Annotated in this window: 8 protein-coding genes; 3 read left to right on the top strand and 5 right to left on the bottom strand. The window is 43.8% G+C overall.

What is annotated here, in order from left to right; all coding sequences use genetic code 11:
* Window positions 1–223 precede the first annotated feature (223 nt).
* From QT973_RS06240 to QT973_RS06230, 3 genes are all read left to right on the top strand, one after another.
* On the top strand, window positions 224–832 hold the full coding sequence (locus tag QT973_RS06240; RefSeq protein WP_333390931.1) for a hypothetical protein: 609 nt from the start codon (window positions 224–226) through the stop codon (window positions 830–832).
* A 402-nt stretch (window positions 833–1,234) separates the two neighbouring features.
* Window positions 1,235–1,780, top strand: coding sequence for a hypothetical protein (locus QT973_RS06235; protein ID WP_333055492.1), 546 nt, complete (start codon window positions 1,235–1,237; stop codon window positions 1,778–1,780).
* 62 nt (window positions 1,781–1,842) lie between these two features.
* Window positions 1,843–3,522, top strand: coding sequence for a hypothetical protein (locus QT973_RS06230; protein WP_333390929.1), 1,680 nt, complete (start codon window positions 1,843–1,845; stop codon window positions 3,520–3,522).
* A gap of 126 nt (window positions 3,523–3,648) precedes the next feature.
* On the opposite strand, the gene QT973_RS06225 is transcribed toward QT973_RS06230, so the two are convergent.
* The 5 genes from QT973_RS06225 to QT973_RS06205 all read right to left on the bottom strand — a co-directional run bounded on the left by QT973_RS06225 (window position 3,649) and on the right by QT973_RS06205 (window position 11,998).
* On the bottom strand, window positions 3,649–5,127 hold the full coding sequence (locus tag QT973_RS06225) for a mechanosensitive ion channel family protein (protein ID WP_333390926.1): 1,479 nt from the start codon (window positions 5,125–5,127) through the stop codon (window positions 3,649–3,651).
* The gene (locus QT973_RS06220) at window positions 5,120–7,267 is read right to left on the bottom strand and encodes an adenylate/guanylate cyclase domain-containing protein (RefSeq protein WP_333259307.1); all 2,148 of its coding nucleotides are present in this window, start codon (window positions 7,265–7,267) and stop codon (window positions 5,120–5,122) included. The genes QT973_RS06225 and QT973_RS06220 overlap by 8 nt, the downstream gene beginning before the upstream one ends.
* Window positions 7,268–7,439: 172 nt before the next feature.
* Window positions 7,440–9,359: a globin domain-containing protein gene (locus QT973_RS06215; protein WP_333055951.1), complete on the bottom strand. Its 1,920-nt coding sequence runs from the start codon at window positions 9,357–9,359 to the stop codon at window positions 7,440–7,442.
* A gap of 129 nt (window positions 9,360–9,488) precedes the next feature.
* Window positions 9,489–9,650 carry a hypothetical protein gene (locus QT973_RS06210; RefSeq protein WP_333390923.1) on the bottom strand — a complete coding sequence of 54 codons (162 nt, stop codon included), beginning with the start codon at window positions 9,648–9,650 and terminating at the stop codon, window positions 9,489–9,491.
* A gap of 371 nt (window positions 9,651–10,021) precedes the next feature.
* On the bottom strand, window positions 10,022–11,998 hold the full coding sequence (locus QT973_RS06205; protein WP_333390920.1) for an EF-hand domain-containing protein: 1,977 nt from the start codon (window positions 11,996–11,998) through the stop codon (window positions 10,022–10,024).
* Window positions 11,999–12,061: the final 63 nt, after the last annotated feature.

The following is a 12,061-nucleotide window of genomic DNA, read 5'->3' as shown; positions in this document are numbered from 1 at the left end:
ATACTTGATTGCCGCCCGCAAACTCGATAAAAACCCGGTTTCTTTTGACTTAAATTTTCACAATATCTCCTAATTTTGGCTCAAAAACTCTAGTAAATTTACGGTATCAAATACGGCAAAAAAGCTTTAATCTCTATCCCAAGATGTTGTTTTCGTTAATTGCTGCTACAGACGAAAACAAACTCGCTGCTGTGGGCGAAGCCTTTTAAATCAGGAATATCTAATGAACATAAAATATGGACTGACCGCTATCCTGGGAACATATTTAATATCCACATTTGGAGGAGCGACCGCTATGGCAGCCACAATAGGAGGCACAATCAGGGTTGACGTAAGTGGGGGCGACTTCGCGGGGGTCTACACGGGTGACTTTGCCTACGACGATACACATCTGACCAAAGTCGGCACAGAATTAATGACCATAAATGGTGGTGGTGGAAATGGAATTATACCGGGACTGTTATCTATGAACTTTAGATTTCTGGACTTTGCTACTGGCTTAAATCCTGTCACCTACACAGCCGATGATGTTGATGAATTTCCAGACTATCCACTTTTGTATTTAGAGAACGGAATTCCCACTCAATTTGCCTTCCAATTTTTTTCTACATCTGGAAATGATGGACTTATGTTCGGAGATCCCAGGTCATTTAATTTCGCCTTGCGAAATGGAACTATTGGAGGTGATGGGATTGTGAGCTTAGAAATTACTGAACCTACTACTGAACCTACTCCTGTACCGGAGAACTCCTCCCCCGTCGCCTCATTGTTGGCCTTTTTGGGCTTGGGTGCAGTTCACTTCTGGAGAAAGTGGAGAAAGGGAAACAATTAATCATCTTTACTAACTTAACTTGAAGCATGGCGTAGATATAATTACTGAGATTTTCACAATATATCCTAATTTCGTATCCGCTCAATAATCCGGGGTAAATCGCTCAACGATGCACATCAAAAGACGCAAAATCGTTCCTGAGTGGGTAGTCCGCCCCGAATTATTGAGCGGATACCTAATTTCGCCTCGGAAACTCTAGTAAATTTACGGGTTTACAATACCGCGAGTCGGCTTTAATGTGTATCTCAAGATGTTGTTTTCGTTAATTGCTGCTACAGACGAAAACAAACTCGCTCTTGTGGGCGAAGCCTTTTAAATCAGGAATATCTAATGAACATAAAATATGGACTGACCGCTATCCTGGGAACATATTTAATATCCACATTTCCAGGAGCGACCGCTATGGCAGCTACAATCACAGGCACAATCAAAGTCAACGTCGTGAACGTCAACGATCCCGACTTCGCGGGTCGTGTCTACACCGGTGACTTTGCCTACGACGATACACATCTAACTAAAGTCGGCGAGGAGGTCATGACCATCAATGATCGAATTATACCAGGACTGCTATCCCTGAACTTTAGATTTCTGGACTTTGCTGATGGCTTAACTCCTGTCACCTATACGGCCAGTGATGATTTAAACTTCCCAGACGCTCCCGTTTTGGCTTTTGAGAACGGAATTCCCTCTCAATTTGGCTTCCAAGTTGCTCCGGGAAATGATGGCGGAGTTTGGGGTGGAAATAACGGATTTATGTTTGTAGATCCTGGGACATTTTTTTTCGTCTTGCGAAATGGAACTGTTTCAGGTAATGGGGGTGTGACCTTAGAAATTAACGAATCTCCTCCTACTGCTGTACCAGAGAACGCCTCCCCCTTCGCCTCATTGTTGGCTTTTTTGGGCTTGGGTGGAGTTCACTTGTGGAGAAAGTCTAAAAAGGCAAACTAATAATCATCTTTACCAACCTAACTTGAGAGGAATAGACAATGACATCGATAAATACTCCGTTTTTGGTAACAGGTGGCGAAACTAACAGACCACCTACGAATGCTTTTAGTCCAAGTCAGCGTCAAATAAATATCCGTGCGCCCTTCTCCGTTCCCTCTGCCGAACAATGGACTGGTGAAAAAGTATGGCTGCTGATTCCTGGTTTCACAGCGCCCAGCGATTCTTTTGATGCCACTCTAGCCAGAGCCATCAATAATGCTAACCCAAACGATATAGTTTTAGCTCTTGACTGGACTCAAGTGAGCGGCACCCCAACAAACAATGCAGGAGCAGGGATCGCTCTAGGAGACCTTTACAGGTCTGGTTCCTGGATTACTCCAGTGGCAAACGCAGTCCGAAACAAACTTGTGGAGTGGGGAATGCCAGCCGCAGCACTCAATATTGTTGGTCATAGTCTTGGTGCTCACCTTGCCAGCGAACTTGCCGCCAGTTTCAATACCCTAGGTGGTCAAGTTGGTTCGGTTACAGCCCTTGACTCAGCATCAAATACTGCAAGATTCGTGAGTCCATACGATACAACTAATGGCTTCGATACTGACCTATCAAATGGATACGTATTAGATAAAAAGGGAGGAATTGCAGACCCCATCAAACGCTTAGACCTTGGTGCTGCGGCTTCAAGAAGAAGTTTTAATGGCATCAGTAGTGTAGCGGGAAATGAAGCTCAAGCTGGAACTGCCAGGGAATCTTTCCTGTTTGATTTCGGTAACACTGGGAACGATCAGCACAGCGCTGTCGTGACCGCTTACACAAATTTGGTGACAACTAATGCAGCCGGCAATTCTCGTTTAGCCACCAATATTCTAGGTCTGAGTGATACGCAGGCCGATCATCAATTTCGACCAAACTTTTATAAAGGCGATTCTCCTAACTCTCTTCAAGTGCATGAAGGAGTGATTCCGGTTGATGCTCAAGATAATCCTTTGTTTCTGGTTGCTGCTAAAGCTGGTGGCGAAATCAACGATCGCTTCATCTATGGGACTAACAGAAACGACGTATTAACAGGGACTGGGATTTTTGGGAAATATTACAACAACAACGGCAACCATACTTATTATTTTGGGGATGGGGACGATATTGTCTCTGCGGGCACTGGCAATGATATCATCTTCGGCGGGAATGGAGTTGACGCCCTTGGTGGCGGAGATGGAAATAATCTGATCTTTGGTGAGGCGGGTGGTGATTTTATCACTGCTGGCACAGGGAATGACACCATTAATGGCGGGGCTGGAAATGACAACATCAATGGCGGAAATGGTAGGAATACCATTCGCGGTGATGAGGGTAATGATTATCTCACTGGTGGAAACGGCATCAATATCTTGTTTGGTGGTTTGGGGAACGACACTCTCGCAGGTGGTACCGGTCAGAACATATTAAGAGGTTCAGAAAACAACAGTTTGTCTAGTGCTGAGGTAGATACTTTAATTGGCAACAGCGGTCAATCTCTTAACACATTTTATATTGGCGATAATACAAGAAATTGGTACTCAGTTGCTGGCGGAAATGATTATGCCAAGATTGTTAACTTTAATGCAGACACTGACGTAATTTTGGGTGGCGTGAATATTGAGGCGCAAAACCTCATCACTCAAACTTTTCTCTGGGCGGGAAGTGAATTGATTGCAAAGATTGACGGTCTCTGGGCTTCGCAAATGCAGTTCCCTGTAAGGATATTTTAGGCTTGACCTTTCTCCGGTATTGCAGAGGCGGCTGTGATTCGTTATACTTTGCACCGTCATAGACCGTGCTTTTTCACCAGCCCCAAGAATTGTAAAATTGCCACAATATGAACACTTTCATCATCCTCATAGGGAATCAACCTTAGCATTTGACGAAACATCTGCCTGCGCGGCCATACTTACCGCTTTGCTTCGCGCTTCGATAATTTGACCGATCTCGCGCCCCAAGCTTGGTTGACGTTCAATCATCGTATTTACAGCATCTGAGTAGACGACAAGAACTTGCAAATCGTCAACGGCGACAACCGATACCGGACTCGGTTCCCCACTAAACAGCGCCATCTCGCCAAAAAACTCACCACTCAAGATAGTCATAACCTCCAACTCCATGCCCAACTTGTTCGTGACTGTTACCTTAGCCTGACCCGCAATGATAATGTACAAAGCATTACCAGGCTCGCCCTGCCGGATGACTTTCTCTCCCGCACCAAACTTCTGTAAAATAGTTCCCTTAGTTAAGTCATCCAAATTTTTTGCCTCTCTAGCTAAAGGCATAAATCCGGGAATTGAATGCAAGCTTTGGGCTAACTTACTGGAAGCGCTATCTGCCTTATCAGCAGCTTCCACAGCATAGGAGTATCGGTAGCGATATAGCGTCAGGTTGTTTCGCTGCGCTGCGTACCAGATTCGTGTCATAAATCGATCGAGTATCTGCTCCATATCTTCAAAGTTTTCGATAAAAAACTCCACCTCATAGATAATTGCAGTCTCATCATAGGATGTAGTTTTGCTCTCAGGTTCGGGTTCGGCTAATATCCCCTGTGTAGCCAAAGCTGTACTTAGCAGTACCTGCTTCACCAGGTTAGGGGGGCTATCGTAAGAAAAGCCAATATTGATACGTTGGTTGTAAATGCGTTCTGGTTGGCTGTAATTATGAATTATTTCTTTTCCAACAAATTGATGGGGAACGATAATCACCTGCCGCTGGAGATTTAGCAGGCGAACAGAGCGCCAATTGATATCAATTACCTGCCCTTCGATATCTCCAATTCGCAACCAATCACCCACACTGAAGGGGCGTTCTAGAAGCAGCGCAATGCCAGACATGATGCTGCCTAGTGTGTCCTGAAGCGCCAAACCGATCACGATCGAACTCACGCCCAATCCCGTAGCAAGACCAGCCAAATCTGCACCCCACACCACCGCCAGCACGATCGCGCTTCCCACAAGCACCAAAAACAACCTAGAAAGGTCGATCAGCAGTTTGGGCATCCGTGCCCGCCATGTATTTGCCTCAGCTTCTTCAAACAAAATTACATTAAACAGCGAAAGAGAAGCGTAGATAACAGATATCCAAAACAGCGTTGCGACGAGCTTGGCAAAATTCCCGTCAACGTCAAGCCTCACGACATTCCTGATTAAAACCATCAGCATTAAGACTGGCAGTACGAGGTTTTTTACAACCTGCAGCGTAGCCGCCAGCGGTCTACCGCGCCTTTCTAGATGATAAATAACCTCTCCTAGTAAAACGACCAGGAGTGGGAACCCTAATCCGACAATTACCGCCCAGGTTTGCCAGTCATTTGAAAAGCTTAAATTACTCATAAACTTCTTCCTCTCGAACACTTACGGTCAGCTTAGAAGTTTTGACTTGCCAAGCCACTAGCTTTTCTTTTCCAGGTTCTTGAATTTCACCAACCAGCTCAAAATCGTAGAGATCGTGGAGCCGCGAGCAGAGGTCTTGAGAAACTAAGATTGTTCCTGGCGGACAAGCCGACTTCAATCTATTGGCAATATTTACACTATCGCCCCAAACGTCGTATAGCAATTTATTTTTACCAATCACGCCTGCAACCACATCTCCTGAATTGATACCGATCCGCAGGTCTAGATGTAAGTCTTTTTCATAACTAAATCGGCGGACAAACGACAGCATTTCCAAAGCAAAATCTAGCGTGCGTTTGTCATGATCCAGACGCGGCATACCAAGCCCGCATACAGCCATGTAACCGTCACCAATAGTTTTAATCTTCTCTAGACCGTATTTATCTGTCATTTCATCAAAGCCTGTTACCAGTTCATTCAGCAAGCGAACAACCTCTTGAGGCGACATTGATTGAGTCAGTTTGGTGAATTGGTGGAGGTCGGAAAACAAGATCGAGACGTTAGAAATTTGCTCGGCAATTTCTCGATCGCCCTGTTTGAGGCGTTTGGCGATCGCCGGACTAAATATACTTAAGACTAATGCTTCATTTTCGCGATTTTCGCGATCGATTAGTTGAGTTTCGGCGCGAAGGCTGCCTATCGTTTGGTTAAATGACTTAGCTAAGTCTCCAAATTCATCTTGCGAACCCGATTTGACCACGGCATCAAATTCTCCAGCCCCCACCAGGCGGGCGCTTTTGATTAAAGTATTGATGGGTCTGACAAAGATTGAGGTCAGCCACATGGCAACAAGGGTGATTAACGCGATGATTAAAGTAGCGCCAATCAAAACTTTTTTTTCAAACGAGTGAATTGAGGCATAGGCTTCAGAAACATCCATCTCCGCCAAGATCACCCACTTCAATCCATTAATCTCTAGTGGAGCATAAGAACTCAAAACTGGAATATTACGATAATCGTCGATCGCCTCCGTGCCCTGTTTCCCAAAAAAAGCTTCCTTCACTGCTTTGGTTTGCACTTCCTGTAGGAGGATTGTAGTATTGAACTCTTTGATTTTCTTGACAGTCTTTTCATCAGTGCCGATCGAGCGTAGAGTTTTTGCATGACCTTCTGGGTCTTCAATCTGGAAACGAGACGCAGAGCGCATTAAATAATCCGACCCAACCAGATAAGTTTCTCCTGAATCGCCCAGACCATTTTTTTTCCAATTTTTGTTGCCAGTCATCACATTGTTAATTTTGTCAACGGGAAGCTGGAACGCCAAAACACCAATGAATTGGGAGTCGTTAAAGATTGGGGTAGCGATAAAAGCCGCAGGCGAACCGTAGGAAGGGCTGTAGGGTTTGAAATCTACTATTTTCACATAGCCCTTTCCATTTGCTTGTCGTGCCGCGGCGATCGCGGATGCTAGGTTACTCTCGTTGTAGGGGCCGTTGGTGAAGTTTGTGGTAAAGTCAGCTTCTTTAAAAACCGTGTAGACAACAGTTCCTTCGGGATCGATCAAAAACATATCGTAGTAACCGTATTTTTCCACTATATTGCGAAAAATACGGTGGTAGCGGGCGTGAGCGCGGCTGTAAGCGCTGGCGTCGCCTGGATTGTCAAGGAGAAGTTTTTTGCCAACGGGGTTGGGGTTAGCAGCGATGTAGTGGTACTGCAAGTAACGGGCAGCAGTTGTTTTTGGCGTGTAGGATGCCAGAACGGGGGAACCCTCGTTAGTTCGCGTTAGTTTAGTTAAAAATTCTGTCCGGTAGAAGGTATCAATTTTTGCGTCAAAATCCGCTGGTACTGTTGATTGTTCAAGTTGGCGGTAGGCTGTCTTGAACTCCTGCATGGCACCGACGACTGTTAGGTCTTCGCTTAAGGTTTGGCTATGGTGGTAAAGGCTTTGAAAATAATCTTGGATTTGATCAGTTTTGGCCGCCCGAAGGCTGGTTAATTGGTTGAAGACTTTTTCGGTCAGAGTAGCTTTCCCACTGCTAGAGCATATATAGGTGGTGGCGACCATAGCGCAAACGCTGACTACCAGCAACATAACTATGAGTTTTGTCTTTATACTTAATTGCTTAAATAATTGCATTTGATTTTTCCTAATCTTCTTTGCCTAATTTATTTTATGTTTAATAAATTCAAGAGTAATTTCTCACCATTAGTAGCGATCGCATTTCAGTAAGCCAAAGCTTTTCTACTCACGGTGTCGTCACCTTGAGTAGAAAAGCAGACATGAAGGTCAAAAACAAGCTGGGATCAATTTATTTGTTTGTGGCCTCATCTTCCAGAGACTTATACTTCGATCCATCAGGCATAACAGCACCTTCGAGCAAAGCACCACTCAGGTCAGAAATGCTAACTTTAGCACCTTTGAGATTTGCACCAGTTAGGTAGGCACTCTTCAAGTTTGCACCACTCAAACTAGCATCTCTCAAATCGGCACCACTCAGGTTCGCATGACTTAAATCTGCACAAATTAAACTAGCATTACTAAGATTCGCACTACTAAGATTAGCCTGAGTCAAGCTAGCAAAACTCAGTTTTGCATGACTTAAATTTGCACCACTAAGTTTAACCTGACTGATATTAGCATTATCTAAATTGGCATAAGTCAAATTAGCATTACTCAAGTCGCTTTCCATCAAATTGGCTTTACTAAGATTGGCATGAGGAAGATTAATATCTACTAACTCCGCACCAATAGCATCCAAACCTCTAAGAGAAACACCATCCTCATTCAAATCTTGGAGTGCCAGAATTCTGGCATAGCTAACTTTTACGCCGTGTGCTGCATCAACTATACTCCAAGCTTGGTAATGAAATTGCTTTCGGCGATCGGGTGCTTCCTTAATGAATAAAATTAAAGCAACGACAAGACTGAGAGAATCAACACTCTCCAAAACTTCTCCGATTAGAGAATTATCATCCGCCCACACATAAATTATGATGAACAGAATGGCTGAAACACTAGCCACTAACCAGGCTGGTTGCGTCCAAAAATTATCAATGAATTTTTCTAAAATTCCTTTGAGAACTTCACCCAATCGCTGAACGAATGATTGACCTTGAAATTGCTGATAACTCTCAGTTATTTTCGAGATCATTTTGGGGATAATTTTACCATCCAACTGAATTAATCCTAAAGGCTTTTTCTGTTCCTCGGTTGGCGGCGCGATCGGCTTAGATTCGTTCAGTAATTGTGTCTTTGATTCTTTTGGCTGATGGTGGGTGACATCTTTTTCATCTGGGACAACATTGGGTGTAGAAACAACAACTGCGCCTTTTAGCATCAAACCAGTAATTGTTCTGTAGGCATCTGTCCATGCCAGGTTTACTTCGGGAGTCCAATCTTCTTGGAGATATTGCTCAAAAGTCATCAGCAGTGCGTCTCCAACTGGCCCATAATATTTGGGAATTACCCCATAGCCGATGTGTCTGCCTCCCAAGGCATTGAGAACAGGCCCTAAAGCTTCTGGAGAGCGGAGATTTTCTACTACCAATACCAAAGCATTAAGGAGCTTCTTCTGTTGTATTTTTATATCGATATGGGCAAACAATGGTTTATATTCTGGGTGAGCGATGAAGAGGTTTTCGTAGAAGCTAGCGGCAAATTCATCAGCACGAGGTTTGATTTTATCAAAACTGCTTTCCAGTACCTCTACGGCTAATTTGGGCTCTTTTTCTGGGACTGATTCTAGTTGGTGATTAACTCCTATAGTCACCGGTTCGTCTGGAATTATCTCTGTTTCTAATTGAACTTCTTCAGGTGTCGTTTCTACCCCAGCGCCTTTTAACATCAAAGCAGTAATTGCTCTGTAGGCATTTGTCCACGCCAGCTTTACTTCGGGAGTCCAATCTTGCTGGAGAGACTGCTCAAAAGCACTCAGTAGTGCTTCTCCAACTGGGCCGTAATATTTGGGAATTACTCCATAACCGATGTGTCTGCCTCCCAAGGCCTTGAGAACTGGCTCCAAAGCTTCTGGAGAGCGGAGATTTTCTACTACTAAAACCAGAGCACTTATCAGCTTTTTTTGTTGCTTGGCCATATCAGTTGTGGCAAACAGCGGTTTCAACTCTGGGTGAGTTGTAAACAATTTTTCGTAGAAGCTAGCGGCAAAATCATCAGCACGAGGTTTGATTTTATCGAAACTTTGCTCTAAAACTTCAACATTTAAAGACATATTTTTGTTTCTCTTTTGAAAGGTGATGCTCCCTTGTCTAAAGACCGGTTTTTTTAACTATCCGGCTCTGATGAATGCTTTTAATAGAGTGTTGGAAGAGAGTTTCTGTGTTCACGCCAGGGCAAAATATTACAAATTCAAATTTTCCAATTCTTGAGACACCATAGCCATAAACTCACCTGCATCGTTGATGCCCATTTCTCCTAAAGCTTTCCACTCTTCACTGCTGTAATCTAAATCGAGTCCCATCACCTCTTGAGTCCAATAGGGCAAATTAGATGGGTTTTCCATTAGCTCACAGGTGATCCTTAAGATTTCTGTTCCGCTCATCTTTTTTCTAACCTTTGTGGCTAAGCAAAAGGAGAACAATTTCGCCAAATTACTTTCTGGTGGAATGGCTATTAGAAATGCCATATTTTGTGCTAGTACAAACTTGTCTAACTTCATTGGATATTTTCCTCGTTTTTCGATATTCAAGTAAGCTTTTTTGGGAGATGACGGAGAGCAAGTTCAGGAATTACGCAAAAGTTCACATAAACCGGGTTTTTCCACTTGGATAAATAGCCCAAAAGCCGAATTTACGTCAAAGAACCCCGGTTTATGTGTAAGTCCTAAACTTATGACTCTCGCTGAAGATCATAAATCAATTGCCAGAAGTTTTGCTAGAAATTTTCTTTCCTATAGCCAAACCCGTATTTATGGCAGAGATTTCTCAATTGTACCGAGAGTCCAGGAGGGCCGCAGAAATATACGTCAACTTTATTGGGCGCGTGTTGCTGCGCTATATCTTGAAAAATCTCCTCCCAGTCTGGACGACCCGTTTGTGTACGGCTCTTTAAACCTGTAATCAAATCAACCTGCGTTTGGGAATGCATCAAATCCATTGCCACAAATAGGGTGCTGGATTTCATATCTGACTTTTGTTGGGCACCTGTCAAATACAAATTAATGTCAAATAGGTTGTTAGTGTCTTGGGCTTCGATTCTGGATAAGAGTTCAACAAACCATTCAAATGCTTTTTGCTCTCGGTTGAGCCAGTAAAAATGTACCTTTTGCAAACGCATTCCTGAAGAACCGTGTTGGCTTCGGTACAGCATACTTTTCAGAATAGAGGCAAAGGGAGTTACGCCAATACCCGCACCGATGAGAATAGCGTACTTAGATTCAAAGATATGGGTACTTGGTGTCCCATAGGGCCCATCTAAATGGACAAGCACTCCAGGCTCGTATTTAGAGTTACCTGACCGTATCCATTGCTCGTGCTGTTCTCGGAAAAGTTGATATAATTTTCCAGTCCAACTGCCCGCAGAGCGTATGTGTACAGATAAGACATCCTGCATTTCGGGGGCGCTACTAATTGTGAATGGATGCCATTCATATTTGGAGAGACTGGGACATTTAACAAACACGTAGTCCCCTGGTTGATAGTGGAAAGATTTAGGACGTGCAATTTCCAAACCTAGAACTTTGGAGGGGAGTAAAGAGGCATTAACTACATAGGCAGGCTCTTTTGTATTCTGGCGGCGAATAACCAGTTCGATCGCAAATCCCACAACAGGTAACAACACCCACTGCCAAAAAACTGGCCCGTGAACTAACGCCAGGGCAAACCACACGACGTACAACATATGAGCTGTATAGAAAAGCGCAAATTTTCCGCCTTTGCGGATTGGAGCTTGCGCTGTCACCCACATAACTGCGAAAACTAGCAGTAATAAAAATCCTGACAAGCCAGCCTTCGTTGCAAAAAGACTTTGTGCAAAGGGAACCGGCAATGTGGTGTAATTGAGAAAATGCGCGATCGTATGGACGATCGCAAAGGCAAACATGAATTGACCTACGAGCTTGTGAAACTCGATGCCCTCATCTATCGGCAGATAGTTGTTGATCCTCGTTTTGCGAAGCCAAGTCATAAAATGCCGCAGCATGGGAATTAGGATCAATGCCCCGTTGAAGTTGAGCGCTGCGCCACATCCCCGCGCAATTTGAACGTACACATTTGCGCCTAGACTTGCATATCGATCGACAGCCCCAAAGAAAAGAACCAGATTGGCAATAAGATAGAGGGACAAAAAAGCGATCTTGACCCAGTTGTTTTGAATATAATGCTTGATGTACGCCTTTGGCGACCTTTTCTCTTTGGGCGCAACTGCTATGGCGTCGTCGTCTGGCTGGCGAGGTTTTAACCAGCTAACGGGGCTAACTGCCATCGCCTCAAGCAGATCGGGATGCTTTCCGATTAAACCTTTGAACTCTTCAAAAGAAATTTCGCCACTTTTATCGGTATCAGCTTCTAAAAACAAAATGTCAACCAGACCGATAACTTGTTCCGGCGGAAAGGTTAAATTGTTTTCCTTTAAGCTAGCAGCAATCAAGTGAGAAACTTCGTCTTTTTCGATTGAGCCATCCCCGTTAATGTCGTGCAATTGATAAGCAAATTTTAGTTTGTCTTCTTCGGTTGCAAAGACAAGTTCCTCTACTGTTTTCAGAAATTCATCGAGGTCTATAACGCCACTTTTATCGTTATCAAACATCGAAAACATTCGCTCGGCAAAATATTCATCTTTCAGCCCCATAGCTTTCTTAAACTCCGAGCGATCGATTTGTTGGTCTTTTCCACCAATCCAGGGTAAACGCATCTAAATTAAGTTGACAGAAAATCATATTTGTGCATGATTTGTTTTTTATAAAACAATTCTTAA

Origin of the sequence: Microcoleus sp. Z1_A1 (assembly GCF_036700305.1) — a bacterium.
In the GTDB taxonomy this organism is placed as follows: Bacteria; Cyanobacteriota; Cyanobacteriia; order Cyanobacteriales; family Microcoleaceae; genus Microcoleus.
Note: the sequence above shows the minus strand (reverse complement) of the source record. Positions and strands in the feature narration are given on the sequence as shown.

Bases quoted from the DNA above. Each gene is read 5' to 3' on its own strand.
- QT973_RS06240 (WP_333390931.1), top strand. From the start codon at position 224: ATGAACATAAAATATGGACTGACCGCTATCCTGGGAACATATTTAATA.
- QT973_RS06235 (WP_333055492.1), top strand. From the start codon at position 1,235: ATGGCAGCTACAATCACAGGCACAATCAAAGTCAACGTCGTGAACGTC.
- QT973_RS06225 (WP_333390926.1), bottom strand. From the start codon at position 5,127: ATGAGTAATTTAAGCTTTTCAAATGACTGGCAAACCTGGGCGGTAATT.
- QT973_RS06220 (WP_333259307.1), bottom strand. From the start codon at position 7,267: ATGCAATTATTTAAGCAATTAAGTATAAAGACAAAACTCATAGTTATG.
- QT973_RS06215 (WP_333055951.1), bottom strand. From the start codon at position 9,359: ATGTCTTTAAATGTTGAAGTTTTAGAGCAAAGTTTCGATAAAATCAAA.
- QT973_RS06210 (WP_333390923.1), bottom strand. From the start codon at position 9,650: ATGGAAAACCCATCTAATTTGCCCTATTGGACTCAAGAGGTGATGGGA.
- QT973_RS06205 (WP_333390920.1), bottom strand. From the start codon at position 11,998: ATGCGTTTACCCTGGATTGGTGGAAAAGACCAACAAATCGATCGCTCG.